12 protein-coding genes are annotated in these 17,572 nt (G+C 51.6%); 11 read left to right on the forward strand and 1 reads right to left on the reverse strand.

Annotated features, from left to right (window positions below; all coding sequences use genetic code 11):
* Positions 1-95: 95 nt before the first annotated feature.
* The 6 genes from uvrA (at position 96) to BLQ59_RS07365 (ending at position 10,162) form a co-directional block, all read left to right on the forward strand.
* Positions 96-2,924 carry an excinuclease ABC subunit UvrA gene (uvrA, locus tag BLQ59_RS07340; protein WP_074572226.1) on the forward strand — a complete coding sequence of 943 codons (2,829 nt, stop codon included), beginning with the start codon at positions 96-98 and terminating at the stop codon, positions 2,922-2,924.
* 429 nt (positions 2,925-3,353) lie between these two features.
* The gene (locus BLQ59_RS07345) at positions 3,354-5,312 is read left to right on the forward strand and encodes an alkyl/aryl-sulfatase (RefSeq protein WP_143005312.1); all 1,959 of its coding nucleotides are present in this window, start codon (positions 3,354-3,356) and stop codon (positions 5,310-5,312) included.
* Positions 5,313-5,325: 13 nt separating this feature from the next.
* Complete coding sequence (locus BLQ59_RS07350; protein WP_074572227.1) at positions 5,326-5,796, forward strand: hypothetical protein; 471 nt, start codon at positions 5,326-5,328, stop codon at positions 5,794-5,796.
* Positions 5,797-5,829: 33 nt separating this feature from the next.
* Positions 5,830-7,458: a dicarboxylate/amino acid:cation symporter gene (locus BLQ59_RS07355; RefSeq protein WP_074572228.1), complete on the forward strand. Its 1,629-nt coding sequence runs from the start codon at positions 5,830-5,832 to the stop codon at positions 7,456-7,458.
* A 567-nt stretch (positions 7,459-8,025) separates the two neighbouring features.
* On the forward strand, positions 8,026-9,498 hold the full coding sequence (locus tag BLQ59_RS07360) for an S-layer homology domain-containing protein (RefSeq protein WP_074572229.1): 1,473 nt from the start codon (positions 8,026-8,028) through the stop codon (positions 9,496-9,498).
* A 103-nt stretch (positions 9,499-9,601) separates the two neighbouring features.
* Entirely contained in the window at positions 9,602-10,162 is a 561-nt protein-coding gene (locus BLQ59_RS07365) for a tRNA 5-(aminomethyl)-2-thiouridylate-methyltransferase MnmM (protein WP_074572230.1), read from the forward strand.
* Between the two features lie 53 nt (positions 10,163-10,215).
* On the opposite strand, the gene BLQ59_RS07370 is transcribed toward BLQ59_RS07365, so the two are convergent.
* Positions 10,216-10,767, reverse strand: a complete 552-nt coding sequence (locus tag BLQ59_RS07370) for a phosphoribosyltransferase family protein (RefSeq protein WP_074572231.1) — start codon at positions 10,765-10,767, stop codon at positions 10,216-10,218.
* 134 nt (positions 10,768-10,901) lie between these two features.
* Between BLQ59_RS07370 and surE the strand changes: the two genes are divergently transcribed.
* The 5 genes from surE to trmL all read left to right on the forward strand — a co-directional run bounded on the left by surE (position 10,902) and on the right by trmL (position 17,546).
* On the forward strand, positions 10,902-11,657 hold the full coding sequence (gene surE / locus BLQ59_RS07375; protein ID WP_074572232.1) for a 5'/3'-nucleotidase SurE: 756 nt from the start codon (positions 10,902-10,904) through the stop codon (positions 11,655-11,657).
* Positions 11,658-11,751: 94 nt separating this feature from the next.
* Positions 11,752-12,993 (forward strand): adenosylhomocysteinase, encoded by a 1,242-nt coding sequence (locus tag BLQ59_RS07380; RefSeq protein WP_074572233.1) that lies wholly within the window; start codon positions 11,752-11,754, stop codon positions 12,991-12,993.
* A 14-nt stretch (positions 12,994-13,007) separates the two neighbouring features.
* Positions 13,008-14,288 (forward strand): amidohydrolase, encoded by a 1,281-nt coding sequence (locus tag BLQ59_RS07385; protein ID WP_074572234.1) that lies wholly within the window; start codon positions 13,008-13,010, stop codon positions 14,286-14,288.
* Positions 14,289-14,314: 26 nt separating this feature from the next.
* Positions 14,315-16,900 (forward strand): FtsK/SpoIIIE family DNA translocase, encoded by a 2,586-nt coding sequence (locus tag BLQ59_RS07390; protein WP_074572235.1) that lies wholly within the window; start codon positions 14,315-14,317, stop codon positions 16,898-16,900.
* 154 nt (positions 16,901-17,054) lie between these two features.
* The gene (gene trmL, locus BLQ59_RS07395; RefSeq protein WP_074572236.1) at positions 17,055-17,546 is read left to right on the forward strand and encodes a tRNA (uridine(34)/cytosine(34)/5-carboxymethylaminomethyluridine(34)-2'-O)-methyltransferase TrmL; all 492 of its coding nucleotides are present in this window, start codon (positions 17,055-17,057) and stop codon (positions 17,544-17,546) included.
* The last annotated feature ends 26 nt before the right edge of the window (positions 17,547-17,572 follow it).

Genomic DNA, 17,572 nt, shown 5'->3' on the forward strand with positions numbered 1-17,572 from the left:
TAGTCCGCACTTGCAAAAACAGCATGATTGCAGATGAAAAAATTAAATGGTAAAATGGAGATAAATTGTTGAGAGCCTGCAGAAAGAGGTACATAATGGAACAATTTATTAAAATCAAGGGCGCACGCGCCCATAACTTGAAGAATATCAATGTGGATATTCCTAGAGATAAATTAGTCGTGGTCACGGGGCTGTCCGGTTCGGGCAAATCTTCGTTGGCCTTTGATACGGTCTATGCCGAAGGGCAGCGGCGCTATGTGGAGTCGCTGTCTTCCTATGCCCGGCAGTTCCTGGGGCAGATGGATAAGCCCGATGTGGATAATATCGATGGCCTGTCGCCGGCAATCTCCATTGACCAGAAGACCACGAGCCATAATCCGCGTTCCACGGTGGGCACGGTCACGGAAATCTATGACTATCTGCGCCTGCTCTTTGCCAGAGCCGGACGGCCGCATTGTCCGAAATGCGGCAAACCGATTACCCAGCAGACCGTGGACCAAATGGTCGATCAGATAAAGGAACTGCCCGAGCGCACGAAGCTGCTGATCATGGCGCAGGTGGTGCGGGGCAAGAAGGGCGAGCATCGCAAGATTCTCGACCATATCCGTCATGAAGGCTATGTGCGGGTGCGTATTGACGGGGAAATCTTTGATATCAACGACGATATCAAGCTGGAGAAGAATAAGAAACATACCATTGAGGTGGTCATTGACCGTCTGGTTGTGCGCGAGGGTATGGACCAGCGGCTGGCCGATTCGTTGGAAACAGCTTTGAAGCTCGGGGAAGGTGTCGTCTATGTGCAGGTTGTGGACGGCGAAATCTTGATGTTCAGCGAGAATTTTGCCTGTGTGGACTGCGGCATCAGCCTGCCGGAAATCACGCCGCGCATGTTCTCCTTCAACAGCCCCTTCGGTGCGTGTCCGGTCTGCATGGGGCTGGGCAGTCATATGGAATTTGACGAGGAACTCGTGATTCCCGATCCGCGTCTGTCAGTGGCGGGTGGCGTGTTTGCTCCGTTGTCGAAAAATCCGCATTCCTATGCCATGTGTGCCATGGCGGCGGTGCTGCGCGACTATGGCTGTGATATGGATACACCCTGGCAGGAGCTGGACAAGAAGACACAGAAAGTCCTGCTGCATGGTTCGAAGGATGAGAAGTTCCGCTTCCACTATGTCAATATGTTCGGGGAGAACAAGGAATACAATGTGGAATTCGAGGGTGTGATGCCGCTTCTTTCCCGTCGCTATCAGGAAACAGATTCGGATGAGATGCGGGAGTCCTACGAGAATTATATGACGGAGATTCCGTGTTCGGCCTGCCATGGGGCAAGACTCAAACCGGAAACCCTGTCTGTGCTGGTGGGCGGCAAGAATATCCATGAAGTCACCAATATGAATATCCGCGAGGCCGAGAGCTTTTTCCAGGATCTGGAATTGACGCCCCGCGAGGCGAAGATTGCCAGACAGATCCTGAAGGAAATCCATGCGCGGCTGAATTTCCTGCTGAATGTCGGCCTGGACTATCTGACCTTGTCGCGGGCGGCAGGTACGCTATCAGGCGGCGAAGCCCAGCGCATCCGGCTGGCCACGCAGATTGGCTCGGGGTTGCAGGGGGTGCTCTATGTACTGGATGAACCCAGTATCGGCCTGCATCAGCGGGACAACAACCGACTGTTGGAAACTCTCAAAAACTTGCGGGATTTGGGCAATACCCTGCTCGTGGTCGAGCATGACGAAGATACCATGTACGCCGCGGACCATATCATCGATATCGGCCCCGGTGCTGGTGAGCATGGCGGTCAGGTGGTGGCGCAGGGCACGGCGCAGGAAATCATGCAGGTGCCTGAGTCCGTGACCGGTCAATACCTGTCCCGCAGGAAATTCATCCCCGTGCCGTCGCGCCGCCGTCCGGGTAATGGCAATTTCCTTGAAGTGGTTGGTGCGGCCGAAAACAATCTCAAGGATATCAGTGTGAAATTCCCCTTGGGAACGCTGACGCTGGTAACAGGTGTATCCGGCTCGGGCAAGAGTACATTGGTCAATGAGATTCTCTATAAGGGCATTGCCTCAAGGCTCTATCATGCCAAGGGCAAACCGGGCAAGCATAAGAAGATCAAGGGACTTGAACATATCGACAAGATCATCGATATCGACCAGCAGCCTATTGGCCGTACGCCGCGTTCCAACCCCGCCACCTATACCGGCGTATTCGATGCCATCCGCGAGCTGTTCAGCCAGACCAGCGAAGCCAAGGTGCGGGGGTACAAGCCCGGGCGCTTCAGCTTCAATGTCAAGGGCGGGCGCTGCGAGGCCTGCAAGGGCGATGGCATCTTGAAAATCGAAATGCACTTCCTGCCCGATGTCTATGTGCCCTGCGAAGTCTGCAAGGGAGCGCGTTACAACCGGGAAACCTTGGAAGTCCGCTATAAGGGCAAGACCATTGCCGATGTGCTCGATATGACCATCGATGAAGCGGTGGTGTTCTTTGCCAATGTGCCGCGCATTGCCCGCAAGCTGCAGATCATTCAGGATGTGGGCCTGGGCTATATCAAATTGGGCCAGCCGGCTACTACCCTGTCCGGTGGCGAGGCTCAGCGCGTGAAGCTGGCGACAGAACTTTCCCGCCGCAGTACGGGCAAGACCCTTTACATTTTGGACGAACCCACCACGGGGTTGCATTCTGCCGATATCCATAAGCTGCTGGGGATTTTGCAGCGGCTGGTGGATGGGGGCGATACCGTCGTGGTCATTGAGCATAATCTCGATGTGATTAAGACGGCGGATTATATTATCGACCTGGGGCCTGAAGGGGGAGATAAGGGAGGCACCATTGTGGCCTCTGGCAGACCCGAAGATATCGTGAAGGTTCCGGCGTCTTACACTGGGAAATTCCTGAAACCCTTGCTTGAAGAGAAGAATGAATAATAATTCGCACCATTGATTCGTGGCATATGACGCGGGGCCGGGGCATTGGCTGTTCTTCGCTATGGTGCTTAGCTAAAACCGATTTTTGCCTTTCAATTCAGTATCTGTAAAAGTCAAAACTCGCTGCGCTCAGACAGCAGACTTTTACAGATAGAACGGATGTAGGCAAAAATCGGTTTTTTTACGCTAAGCACCATACGCTGCAGACAGTCAATGCCCCGGTCCCGCTTAGTATGCGACGGAACGCAGTGGGGGATTGACATGTCAAATTTTAGCTTTTGGGTGCTTTTATGTTAGGAATAGACGGGAAAATAGTGATTAAGTTTCCTTGTTTTTTTACGATATATCGGATGTAAGGGATTATGGTCGTTTGAGGAAGGAGCCTGAATAGCAGAATACTGGTAACAAAGTTGAAAAGGAGGGCTTATTTTGCGGGAAAAACTGACGGTTGAGAAGAAGAATGCAACGGTCCAGACGGCGAAAAGGAATGCAGCGGTTTATGAGCAGCTGGATTTCCACGACAAGCGCGAAGGGGAGTTTGCGCGGCGGGGATTGCTGGCGGCGCCGGAGGCTTTGGAAATCCGCAATGCAGACGGAGAGGTGGTCTGGAGCCAGGCTGCTTATGCCTTTTTGGACGAGATGAAGAAAGCACCTGACACAGCGAATCCGAGCCTCTGGGAAAATACGAAGAACAATCATATCGCGGGGCTTTTTGAGGTCACCAAGGGCATCTATCAGGTGCGGGGCTTTGATATGGCCAATGTGACATTGATTGCCGGAGATACAGGCTGGATTGTCTTCGATACCTCCATGGCGGTGGAGACGGCAAAGGCAGCCATGGAGTTAGTGGAGAAGCATTTGGGCAAGCGCCCTGTCAAGGCTGTTGTCATTTCTCATCCCCATATCGACCATTTTGGCGGCATCAAGGCCTTCCTGACCGACGAGGAAGCGGCGGACCGCTCCCTGCCCATTGATGAGCAGATTGCCAGCGGTAAGATTCCCGTCATCGTGCCCCAGGGCTTTACCAAGTCCGCCATGGAGGAAAATCTCTACGCAGGCAGAGCCATGAGCCGGCGGGCGGGGTATCAGTACGGCGTTTTCCTGGAAAAGGGGCCAAAGGGCGGTCTGGGTATCGGCATTGGCATGGGGCAGACCCGGCGGGCCACCTCTTCCTTTATCCTGCCCACCTGGGAAATCAAGGAAACCGGGGCGACTATCATCATCGACGGGGTGGAGATGGAATTTCAGATGACGCCGGGGACGGAAGCGCCGGCGGAGATGAATACGTATTTTCCGCAGAAAAAAGCCCTGTGGCTGGCGGAAAACTGCACCTGTACCCTGCATAATCTCTATACCCTGCGGGGAGCTCAGGTTCGGGACGGCAATGCCTGGGCCAAGTACATCATGGAAGCGGCAGCCCTTTACGGCGACAAGACCGAAGTGACCTTCCAGTCCCATAACTGGCCCCATTGGGGGAAGGATTTGATTCGCGATTACCTGCTGGATACGGCGGCGGTCTATAAATTCATCAACGATGAGACATTGGCTCTATTGAATCTGGGGTACACTGCTGACGAAATCGCCCATATCATCGAGCTTACGCCTATGCTGGCGAAAAACTGGTACACCCGCCAGTATTATGGCACGGTGTCCCATGATGCCAAGGCGGTCTATCAGAAATTCATGGGCTGGTATGATGCCAATCCCATTCATCTGCACAAGCTGCCGCCGGAGGAGAGCGGAAAAAAGTGGGCTCAGTACCTGGGCCTGGGCAGCGTGGAAGCTGTTTTGGAAAAGGCCCGGCAGGACTTTGAGGCTGGGGAATATCAGTGGGTGGCGGAGCTGACCAATAAGCTGGTCTTTGCCGACCCCGGGAATACCGAGGCCCGTCGGCTCTGTGCCGATGCCTTTGAACAGCTGGGTTATCAGGCGGAATCTGGCCCCTGGCGCAACTGCTATCTGACGGGAGCCGTGGAACTGCGTCATGGCAATTTGATGTTGAAGATACCCAATCGCCCCGGTTTTGGTGGCGATATGATGGAAAACCTCACCCCGGAAATGGCCTTTGATTATATGGGGATTTTGCTGGATAGGCAGGCCACGGCAGAGGAGAATGCTGCCATCCGCTTCGAGCTTACCGATATCAAGGAAACGTATACTGCCTATCTGCGTTACGGCGTGCTGCTCTACGCCAAAGAAGCACGGCCGGTGGATACTGTGGTGAAGTGTCCTGCCAAGGCCCTGTTGCTGATGATGGCAGGGATGGCGGACAAATTCCGCCAGGCAGCGGAGATTACGGGAGATGCTGCTCCTATGGAGCTTTTGATGCAGTCCTTGAACCGCTTCGTGGGCGGCAAGCCCGGGGATTTCAATATTGTGGAGCCATGAGTGGGGGTACGCTATGTCTGAGTTTATGGAGTATTACAATCCGACGAAGCTCTTTATTGTCGGCAAGGTTATGTTTGTGCTGAATCTCGCCATATTCCTGCGTAATCTCTGGCGGTTGCCACCGGTTATCGCTGTACTGCTATTGATTGCCACCCTGTCCTGTTCCCTGCCGATTTTGTTCCGCCATCGTCAGCAAAGCATCGGCGATACTGTGTTTTTCAAGCGCATCATCCTGCCAGGCTTTTTGGGGCTGACGTTATCCATCCTGCTGATTGCAGGACTGGTGGACTGGGCACGGCTGCCTTATGGTCTGAGCCATCGGGAGGCTATGGGGCTGTTCTTTGAAAGCAAGGGAATGTTCTTCCTGGTCATGTCCAACGTGGCTCTGGTGCAGATGGTGTTGCAGGAGGCCATACCAAAGGGCGAGCGCAAGCCTTATCTCTTGTTGTTGGTCCTGCCGTTGGCTCTGTTGTTGTTCGTATAAGGGGATATAGATGAAATATGAGGAGGGGAAGGAATGTTTGAGAGATGGCGTACTTTTGAACTGACAGCAGAGACTTTTCGACAAACCATCGCAGCTATCGGTGAGTCTCTGCAAAAAATAGGCGTATCGGAGCGGGAGGCAGAAACAGCCAGGCAGCTGTTGGAGCATATCTATTCGCTTCAGCTTTCCTTGCGCCCGGAAGTTCACGTTAAGGTCTATCTGCAGAAACACTTTGGTGATATTTCCGTGCGCATGGAAACCATTGGCAAAGCCTATAATCCATTGCAGCTTTTATCGGAATGGAATGAAGATGATCCGGATTATCAGCGGACGATCGTGCTGAAATCCCAAAAGGAAATGCTTTCCTATACCCATAGCAATGGCAAGAATATCGTCACCATCAAGGTACATGAAGCAGGCAACAAGCAGATCCGTTATACGCTGTTTGCCATGTTCATGGGCATCCTGGCCGGAGCCCTTATCCAGGAAATGCTTTCGTCGGATTTCATTACTATGCTGAACAAGAACATCATCAGCAGCCTCCGGACGATGTTCCTCAATTCCCTGAATATGATGATTGCGCCAGTGGTGTTCTTCTCCATTATCTCAGGCCTGACCAGCATATCCAATGCTTCGGACATCGGGCGCATTGGCGGTAAGCTGGTGGGGACCTATATGTGTACCACCATAATTGCTACAACGCTCAGCATTATCATCGGCTTGTTCATGTTTCACGGCGGCGTGCCACAGATGGGGACGGTCAGTGGCGGCGGAGAAAGGGTGAGCATCTCTCTGCTGGATATGCTTGTGAACGTGGTGCCGGAAAATCTGGTGGCTCCCATTGTGAATCGGGATATGCTGCAGATTATTTTCGTCTCTGTGTTGTTCGGCATAACCATCAATATGCTGGGAGAAAAAGCGCAGCTTCTGAAAAACTTCATTGAAACCATGAATACCTTCTGCCTGCGCGTCATCACTTTATTGGCACAGTTTATTCCGCTGATTGCCTTCCTGTCCATGATGGCTTTGATGTTCACGGTAGGTACGGATTCCCTGTTATTATTGGGACGCGTGCTGCTGGGGCAGTTCATCGGCGCCATAGCGATGCTGGGCGTCTATGCCGCCGTTATGATACTGATGGGGAAAATCTCTCCTATGCCATTTTTAAGAAAAATCGGCAGCTTTGTGCCAGTGGCCATTTCCATGGGCAGCAGCACCGCAGCTATGCCCTTTACCATGCGTTTCTGCACGGAAAAGATGGGAGTTTCACCACGGCTGTCCTCTTTTTCCATTCCCTTGGGGGCTACGGTCAATATGGACGGCGGCTGTTTCTATTTTTCCATTCAGGCGATTTTGTTGGCGAAAATGTACGGCTTGGAAATGACACCAGCTTTCATTGGGGCGCTGTTCGTTACGGTTGTGGCTCTGTCCATCGGCGCGCCTGGGGTGCCGGGCGGCTCCTTTGTCTGCCTGACCTCCATTATCGTATCCTTCGGCCTACCTGTGGAAGCATCGGCCATTGTGCTGGGAATTGATCCGCTGACCTCCATGTTCCGTACTACCATCAATACCATTGGTGATATTGCGGTGACCACGGCTTTGTCCCAAAATGAAAACATGTTGGATAAAGCCACCTATATGCACACAGAACATGCTGCTTAATCCTTCACATAATATAAAGACGTTCCACAAGAGAAGCTTATCCTCTGTGGAACGTCTTTTGTGGGTTATGTTATAATGAAGATATCATATTGGAGAAAAGGTGATAGATTTGCAGACAGTCAGCAATGTATTGAATTTGGTGAAGGCAGCAATCCTGCCTGCTTTGGCGAAGGCTCGTGTAGTGGTGGATGCCACAGCGGGCAATGGGTATGCTGGAAGAATTTCTGCAACATTTGCCACGAAAGATCTATACGGCAGGCTGTTATCGCCTGCTGAATCATGCACGGACAGCACCGTATGCCTATGTGGTGGAAAAAGTAAAATGAGAGCCAAATTAGTGTTTACTGAAAATAATCTGAAATTGTGTAAAAAAATGAGAATGAAGGAGAAAATGTATGATAATCCACCCGGGGGGGGGACATGTGTACCTGAGTGAGGCTTGATTATCCACAATATACAGAATATTATAATAGAAGTTAGGTGTGTTGTTTGACAGTAGGAAACATGGACACTAATGTTGCAGCACTCCTGACAGTAAGTATTATTTTATTTCAGGAGGGATTTCTCATGAAAAAGACACTCAGTGCAACTCTCGGTGCTGCTCTGCTGGTAGGCATGACCAGCACCACCTTTGCTGCCACGAATCCGTTCTCGGATGTACCGGCAGATCATTGGGCCTATGATGCGGTAACGCAGCTGGCTAATGACGGGGTTATTGAAGGTTATGGCGACACGACTTTCAAGGGCAATCGCAATATCACCCGCTACGAAATGGCACAGATGGTAGCCAAGGCTATGGCCAAGAATACCAGCGGTGCAGATAAGGCTCTCGTTGACAAACTGGCTGCTGAGTTCGCTGAAGAACTCAACAATCTGGGTGTACGTGTTGCCAATCTGGAACGCAATGCTGACAAGGTAAAATGGAATGGTGAAGCTCGTTACACCTATACCAGTGATCGTTATGACCTGATTAAGAGCGGGAATGAGTTGCTGGCGAGATTGCCGGGGCTACCAATACCAAATAATGTGCTCGGTAAAAGTAAGAAAAACAATGACAAGGTATTGTTCCGCTTACAGCCGACGGCAGAGGTCAACAGCCATTGGAAGGTAAAGGCACGTTTGGATGCTACCAACAATATGCAGTCTGACGAATCCGGCAATGTTTCCCTGAAGCGCATCTGGGCAGAGGGCAATTATGGCAAGTTCACGGCTAAACTCGGTAAACTGCCGATGAGCGTTGACAGTGATCTGCTTTTCGATGATGAATATTCCGGTGCACAGTTGGAATATGGCAAGGACGTGAAAGTGACTGTTGGTGCAGGCCGTTGGGATCTTAAGCGTTTGGGTGCCGTGTCCTTCGCTGATTCAGTAATTGGTGATTCTGATACCATTCAGAGGGCGCTGCGTGCTGACAGCGTATCGAAGATCCCCCAAGTGGAAGATAAGTCCAAGGCTGATTACCAGGTTATCGGTGTACAGTATGATAAGGGTGGCAAGTTCTCCGGCGGTGTAGCGTTCCATCATCTGAAAAATGAAATCTTTAATTTCACCAGTATGAGCAATATTCGTAAGCTTATGGCCGGCGAAAAAATCAAAGATAAAGATGCTTATATCTGGTCAGTGAATGCTGCTTATAAGTTTGATAAGAACTCCAAATTGAAACTTAACTATGCACAGAATACAAAGGCAGATAGCAGCTTAGGTACTGCCAATTTTGTACCGGTAGATCTTGCTAAATTGAACGGCGCAGATAAGGCATATAGCATCGAGTATGACTATAAAGGTGCTGTGCCGGCCAACCGTGGCAGCTGGGGCGCTTATGTAGCTTATCGCCATCTTGGTGCTTTCGTAGCCGCTGATCCATCCTATGATGGCATCAAGTGGGCGGAAAGAGGTTGGGAACTCGGTGCTAACTACACGGTAGCCAAGAATGTCGTGACTACGGTTAAGTATGCACAGGGCAAACAGCTCTTTGACAACCAGATTGGCCTCGACAATGGTGTGAAACGCATCTTCGGCCGTGTACAGTTCTTCTTCTAAGGGCTGACAAAATTCATAAACCTATAAACCGCCACAGGGGCAGCAATAAGGCTGTTTCCTGTGGCGGTCTTTTGTAGTAGAATGGTAGCAGGGAGTTGATAAAGTGCAGACAGTCAGTAATGTAATCAATTTAGTACAGCAGTCCATCCTGCCGGCTTTGGCCGGGGCCAACGTCATAGTGGATGCTACAGCGGGCAATGGCAATGATACTTTATTTTTGGCAGAGCATGGTCCTGACCAGGCAAAAATCTATGCCTTTGATATCCAGCAGGCGGCGCTTGAACATACCCGGTTGAAGACGGCGGCTTATGCTTCGCGGATTGAATATATATTGGCCAGCCATGCGGAGATTGACAAGCAAGTACCGGGAAATATTGATGTGGCTATGTTTAATCTTGGCTATCTGCCGGGGGAGGAGCATAAGGTAACGACAGTAAAGGAGAGCACTCGCATGGCAGTGGAGCAGGTGCTGGACAAATTGAGTATTAATGGCATATGCATCATTGTGGCCTATCCGGGACATGAAGCCGGAGCCCAGGAAGCAGTGATGCTGGAAGAGTTTTTAGGTAATTTGCCACGCAGGGATTATACAGTAGGCTGTTACCGGCTGTTGAATCATAGACAGACAGCCCCTTATGCCTATATGGTAGAGAGAGTTCGGTGAATGAAATAAAAAAGTCCGGAAGAACCTTGGAAAAGGATCTTTCGGACTTTTTTTTATTCAGCTTCAAAGAGGGGCAGGGCTTCGAGGAAGATGATATCATCCCGTTTGGCTGCATCGCCCTCAGCCAGTACGCAGGCCTGGCCGATTACCTTGCCGCCGGCTTTTTCCGTGAGTTCGGTCAGGGCTTTCATGGAACCACCTGTGCTGATTACGTCGTCCAGCAGCAGGACGTTCTTGCCCTTGAGACGGTCAACATCTACGCCATCGAGGCAGAGTTTCTGTACGCCCTTGGTGGTGATGGAGACATCTTCCACCCAGACGGCGTTTTCCATATAGGCCTTGACGGATTTGCGGGCTACGACATAGCGTTCCATGCCGAGCTCGCGGGCCAGGTCGGCAGCCAAAGGAATGCCCTTGGTTTCAGCCGTGAGGATTACGTCAGTCTCGGCTGGAATCTTCTTGGCCAGATCCTTGGCACAGGCCAGCGTCAAATCCGGATCGCCGAGCATGATGAAGCCTGCAATCGCTAATTTGTCCGTAACATTCAAAATGGGCAGCGAACGCTTGCAGCCAGCCACCGTCAGATCATAAAATCTATTTGCCATATAATAATACTCCTCGCTTGAGAATTTTTACCCACCTATTATACGCTCTTTTTTCCCTTAGCGCAAATATTATTGTACGAAAGTGCCGAAATTGTGTAAAATAGGGATAGCGTATGAACGGAGGAGGAAGATTTTTGCGTATTTTACTATCAAATGATGACGGTGTAAAGGCCGCAGGTCTGGAAGCATTGGTGCAGGCTCTATATCAGGAGCACGAAGTGATCGTGGCTGCACCCATGCAACAGCAGAGCGGCATGAGCAACGCCCTGACCATTGGCAAACCCATTGAAGTGGCTCGGGATAAAACTTTGGAGGAGAAATACGGCATTGAAGCCTGGGCCATCGGCGGCACGCCGGCGGACAGCGCCAAGCTTTATATTGAAGCCTTTATGACAGAAGACAGGCCAATCGATCTGGTGATTTCCGGCATCAATCATGGGGCGAACCTGGCGACGGATATCATCTATTCTGGCACGGTGGGCGCAGCGATGGAAGGTTATTTTCACGATATCCCGGCGTTTGCCTTATCAATCGATGTGGACAGCCAGCTGACCTATCAGGAGGCGGCGAAGATATTTGCCCGGGATTTCCGGAAACTGATGCCTGAGGAGGGAAAATGTTTCCTGTTCAATCTGAATTTCCCGCTATTCCTCAAGGATGATGTGCCACAGTATGTCTTCGGGCGGCAGGGCAAGCGGGATTATCTCAATGCCTTTACCAAAGAGGAACGGGACGGCAAGGTTTTCTATACCATGGCCGGGGAAATCTATGACCGGGATAAGGGCAATGCCACGGATATCTATGCCACGGAGCAGGGCTATATTTCCATTACGCCGCTCGTGGCTGATCTGACGGATTATATGGAACTGGACAAGCGGTTGGAAAAATAAGAAAAAAAGTGACGGCAGGCGCGTTTTCATGTTACAATAAAGTTTAAGATTTTATTCATATTATACTTATCTATGTAATAGGGAGGGCATTACCATGAAATCAATGATTCGCGATATTAAGCTGGCTCCGTCCGGCCATGATAAAATTGAATGGGTAAAGAATTTTATGCCGGTTATGCGGGCTGTGGATGAAGAATTTTCCAAGACCAAGCCCTTCGCTGGCAAAAAAATGGTGATTACCCTGCATCTGGAAGCCAAGACCGCCTATATGGCCGAGGTCTTCATGCATGCCGGGGCAGAAGTGGCCATTACGGGCAGCAATCCGCTTTCCACGCAGGATGATGTGGCCGCAGCCCTCGTAGAAGACGGCGTCAACGTCTTTGCTTGGCATGACTGCACGGAAGAGGAATACTTCAAGTTCATCGATGAAGCGCTGAAGATTGAGCCGGATTTCATCATCGATGATGGCGGCGACCTCGTGCATGCCCTGCATACCACTCATCGTGATTGCCTGCCAAAGATTGTCGGCGGTTCCGAGGAAACCACCACGGGCGTGCATCGTCTGCGCGGCCTGGCGCAGGAAGGTAAGCTGGAATTCCCGATGATCGCGGCCAACGATGCCTATATGAAGTTCCTGTTTGATAACCGTTATGGCACGGGCCAGTCCACTTGGGATGGTATCATGCGCACGACGAACCTCGTGATTGCGGGCAAGACCGTGGTTATCGCTGGCTATGGATGGTGCGGCAAGGGCGGCGCTATGCGTGCCCGCGGCCTCGGTGCTAACGTCGTGATTACGGAAGTAGATCCAATCAAGGCTATCGAAGCGGTCTTTGACGGCTTCCGCGTGATGCCCATGGACGAAGCGGCAAAGATTGGCGATATCTTCCTGACGCTGACTGGTGATAAGGACGTTATCGTCAAGCGTCATTTCGAGTCCATGAAGGATGGCGCTATGCTGGCCAACTCCGGTCATTTTGACTGCGAAATCAACATTCCGGAACTGGAAAGCCTGTCCAAGTCTCGCCGCAAGGTGCGCAATAATATCGAAGAATTCCTGCAGCCCGATGGCCGCAAGATCTACCTGCTGGCCGAAGGCCGTCTTGTAAATTTGGCTGCTGGCGACGGCCACCCGGCTGAAATCATGGACCTGTCCTTCGGCGTGCAGTTCTTCTCCATGATGCACCTCTTGGAACATGGCCAGGAACTGGCGAAGGAAGTTCATCTGATGCCCAATGAGGTCAATGTGAAACTGGCCGAGCTGAAATTGAAATCCTTGGGAATGGCCATCGACACGCTCACGCCGGAACAGCGGGCTTATCTCAATCTGGAATAATAGGAGGAAGAATCTTGAAGACTTTAATCAAAGACGTATATGTGGTGCTGCCGGATGGCACGACACCATTGACCAATATCATGCTCGATGGCAATAAGATTGCCGCTATCGGCGAAGTGCCTGAAGATTTCCGTCCGGGCAAGGTAATCGATGGCAAGAATCATCTGGCTGTGCCGGGGTTTGTCAATGCGCATACCCATGCCTCCATGACGCTCCTGCGCAGCTATGCCGATGATATGGCGTTGATGGATTGGCTCAATAATATGATTTGGCCAGCCGAAGCCAAGATGGATGAAGAGGATATCTACTGGGGTGCTATGCTGGCCATGGTGGAAATGGTGCGTTCCGGCACCACCACCTTTGCCGATATGTATGGCCCGTATATGAACCGGGTAGCGGAGGCAACGATGGATGCCGGTATCCGTGGTGTGCTCTGCCGCGGCATCATCGGCGTGGCGCCGGACGGGGAAAAGAAACTGCAGGAAAATGTGGAGCTTTATAAGGAATTCCATGGTGCCAATAATGGCCGTATCTCCGTGATGTTCGGCCCCCATGCGCCCTATACCTGTCCGCCAGATTTCCTCAAGAAAGTGGCCAAGGCTGCGCAGGAGCTGGGGGCAGGGATTCATATCCATATGCATGAGACGAAAATCGAGGTAGAGGACTCACTCAAACAGTATGGCAAACGTCCTTTTGCCTGGGTGGAAGAAACGGGAATTTTCGACAATGACCATGTATTGGCTGCTCACTGTGTGCATCTGGATGACAATGATATTGAAATCATCAAAAAACATAACATTGCAGTTGCCCATAATCCCGGAAGCAATATGAAGCTGGCCAGCGGTTTTGCCCCGGTAACCCGTCTACTCAAAGAAGGTGTAGTTACGGCTCTGGGTACGGATGGTGCTTCCTCTAACAATAATCTGGATATGCTGGAAGAAGTGAATCTAGCGGCAATGCTCCATAAGGTCAACGAATACGATCCTCTGGCCGTTCCTGCTTTTGAAGCTCTGAAGATGGGCACGGAATACGGCGCTCAGGCTGTGGGACTTGATAATTTGGGCCGTCTAGAGACTGGCGCCAAGGCTGATATCACACTTTGGGATATGAACAGCGCCGCTTGGTTCCCGCGCAATAATCTCATTTCGCTGCTGGTCTATGCCGCTAATTCCAGTTCCGTGGATACGGTCATCTGTGACGGTCAGGTCATCATGGAAAATCGCGAGCTCAAGACGCTTGATGAAGAGCGTATCTTCTTCGAGGCCCAGCGCTGTGCTGAACGCATCACAAAGTAATAATGTAATATGGTTGAGGTGATCCCTTGAATAAGAAAGTAGCGGAGCGAAAGACTGCTCCGCGGCGCAGAAAGGCCTCCGGCAGGAAAAAGACAACGGCAAAGCCTGCCGCCAATCCCGAACGCAAGTATGAACTCTGGGGCCTTCTCTTAGTGGCGGTAAGCCTTATCTCCATTTGCGGCCTTTGTGGCCTGAACGTCGGCTTTGTCGGGGTGTACTTTGCCAAATGCCTGCATTATATGTTTGGCATAGGGGCAATCGTGATTTCCTTGCTGATACTATTGATTGGCTATCAGTATATCGTGAAACACCATGGACTGGTGTACAGTCCGAGATTTTTTGGCATGGGCTTATTGTTCCTGTCCGTGCTGGCTATTTGGCATAGTTTTGCCATTGAGCCGGGCGCCGAGATCCTGCCGGAAAGCCTGCCCCAAGGGGGCGGCCTGCTGGCAGGCGGCTTGCTTCTGATCCTGCGGAAGTTCTTTGGTGTGGATGGTTCAACTATCCTGTTGGTTGCTGGCGTGATTGGTTCTGTCCTTTTGAGTACGACCTGGTCTTTGGCCAATGGTGTACGGCGCACCCAGCGCACGGCGGCCAGAAGCGCGGTTGCCACGGGCAAGGCTATGGCCGTAGCCTATGAAAAAGTGGCCGATGTCAGTGAGCGCATGGAAGAAAAGGTAGTTGAGAAGGTAAAAGCCTCCTTCTATAATCAGGAGGCAGATGATCGTTTTGCTCAGCCGCCTTTGGCGGAAGAAGAACAGCCGGCTGCAGTTCATAAGCCTGTGGCCGATAATCCTTTTGGCATAGAACCGGAGCCGGAACCGCAGGCAGAGGATTTGCCACAGTTTACCATTGAATACGGCCGGGCAGACAATGAGCCGGATTTTGAGGAGGAAGAGGCTGAATTGGGCTTGGCCGATGACTTTATGCCTCTTGACCAGTCAAGTGATCAGTCAGATCAGACCAGTCAGATTGACCGTCAGCCGGCCATCAATGTAGCCCAGCCTAAGCCGGTGGCACCATCTGCCAAGCCGATGAAGGATGCCGCCAAGCGCACGGCCATGCCCAGCTATGGGGAGATTGCTCCCATCATGCCGGCGGCCGCCATTCTTGATGGTTCGGAAAAGGCCGTGGAAGAGGCTCCCAAGCCTGTCAAGCCCTATGTACTGCCGAAAGTTACGGAAATCCTCAGCAAGCATGTCAAGGCGCAGAATACGGAACTAGAGCTCGAGATTGCTGATAATGCCCGTACCCTGCAGCAGACCTTGGCTGACTTCAAGGTCAAGGCCAATATATTGAATGCCTGCCATGGCCCGGCGGTTACCCGCTATGAACTGGAACCGGCTCCAGGCGTCAAAGTCAGCAAGATCACCAATTTGGCTGATGATATTGCCCTGCGGCTGGCCGCGGCTTCCGTGCGCATCGAGCAGATCCCGGGCAAGAGTGCCATCGGCATTGAAGTGCCGAACAGGGAGCTCGAAGGCGTACAGCTTCGGGAAGTGCTGGAAAATGCCAAATTCGACAAGGCTAAATCAAAATTGACCGTTGGTTTGGGCATGGATATCGGCGGGCAGGGCATCTTTGCCGACTTGGGCAAGATGCCGCATCTGTTGGTAGCCGGTGCCACGGGTTCTGGTAAATCCGTCTGCATCAATACGCTGATCACGAGTATCCTGTTCAAGGCCAAGCCGGATGAAGTGAAATTCATTCTGGTAGATCCCAAGATGGTCGAACTGTCCAACTATAATGGCATTCCCCATCTGATGGTGCCCGTGGTTACCGATGCGAAGAAAGCCGCATCGGTACTCAACTGGTCGGTGCAGGAGATGGAGAAGCGCTATAGCAAGTTTGCGGAAAAAGGTGTCCGCAATATGCAGGGCTATAACGACAGCTTCCCCGATGATAAGATGCCGGCCATTGTCATCATCATCGACGAGTTGGCCGACCTCATGATGGTCGCGCCCCATGACGTGGAAGATGCCATCTGCCGTTTGGCGCAGAAAGCCCGTGCGGCTGGTATCCATATGGTGCTGGCCACCCAGAGACCGTCCGTGGATGTCATCACAGGCATCATCAAGGCCAATGTGCCGTCGAGAATCTCCTTTGCCGTATCGAGTCAGATTGACTCCCGCACGATTCTTGACCGCAGCGGTGCCGAAAAACTCCTGGGCCGCGGCGATATGCTCTTTTTCCCGATTGGCGCCTCTAAGCCCCGCCGCGTGCAGGGCGCTTTTATCAGCGATGGGGAAGTGGAAAAGCTTCTGGAATTTATCCGCGCTCAGGGGCAGGAAATGGAACCCAACGAGGAAATCGAAGCCTTCACCCAGCGGGAAATGGAAGCCGCCAGCGAAGAGGAGAGCGGCAAGAGCGGCGGTGCACGCAGTGCACCTAAGACCGATGCCCTGCTTAACGATGCAGTCAATCTCGTGATGAGTACGGGACAGGCTTCGGCATCGAGCATCCAGCGCCGCTTCCATATCGGTTATACAAGAGCGGCAAGGCTTATTGATACCATGGAAGAGCTCAATATCGTCGGCCCGAACATTGGCAGCAAGCCTCGGGAAATATTGATGACTACAGAACAGGCTTTGGAAGTCCTGGCCAATGCATGATTGCTGCTAACATTTTGACATTAATCCAAAATGCTCTGCGAGATTTCTGGCAGAGCATTTTGCTGTGTCTGGATATAATTTGCAGAGATTTATTGCTCTTTTGTCCATAATTCGCTATAATAGGGGCGTTGAAAAAAATTCGAGGTGTACGAGATTGCATATTGTATTGATAGAGCCGGAAATTCCCGGCAATACGGGTAATATTGCCCGGCTGTGTGCCGCTACCGGCATTGAACTGCATCTGGTCAAGCCCCTGGGCTTTTCCACGGATGACAAGCATTTGAAACGGGCAGGACTAGACTACTGGCATCTGGTCAAGGTTCATTACCATGAGAACTTTGCCGAAGTGCTGGAAAAATATCCGGATCATAATTTTTACTACTGTTCCACCAAGGCTCCCCATGCCCATACGGAAGTGCAGTATACTTCCGAGGACATGCTGGTCTTTGGCAAGGAGTCGGCAGGAATTCCTGAGGAAATCTTGAATGCGCATTGGGATTCCTGCGTGCGCATCCCGATGATTGAGGAGGCACGTTCTCTGAACCTGTCCAATGCCGTGGCTGTCGTGGCCTATGAGGCCCTGAGACAGCTGGATTTCGGACAGCTGGAGGAAGTGGGCCCTGGCCTGCGCATGTGGAAAAAATAAAAAGTAACGAGGAAGAGAAAGCAACA

It is taken from the genome of Pseudoselenomonas ruminantium (genome assembly GCF_900104055.1).
GTDB lineage: Bacteria > Bacillota > Negativicutes > Selenomonadales > Selenomonadaceae > Selenomonas_A > Selenomonas_A ruminantium_C.

Excerpts from the sequence above, each read along its gene's own strand:
- uvrA (WP_074572226.1), top strand. The coding sequence starts at position 96 with ATGGAACAATTTATTAAAATCAAGGGCGCACGCGCCCATAACTTGAAG.
- BLQ59_RS07350 (WP_074572227.1), top strand. The coding sequence starts at position 5,326 with ATGTCTGAGTTTATGGAGTATTACAATCCGACGAAGCTCTTTATTGTC.
- BLQ59_RS07355 (WP_074572228.1), top strand. The coding sequence starts at position 5,830 with ATGTTTGAGAGATGGCGTACTTTTGAACTGACAGCAGAGACTTTTCGA.
- BLQ59_RS07360 (WP_074572229.1), top strand. The coding sequence starts at position 8,026 with ATGAAAAAGACACTCAGTGCAACTCTCGGTGCTGCTCTGCTGGTAGGC.
- BLQ59_RS07370 (WP_074572231.1), bottom strand. The coding sequence starts at position 10,767 with ATGGCAAATAGATTTTATGATCTGACGGTGGCTGGCTGCAAGCGTTCG.
- BLQ59_RS07380 (WP_074572233.1), top strand. The coding sequence starts at position 11,752 with ATGAAATCAATGATTCGCGATATTAAGCTGGCTCCGTCCGGCCATGAT.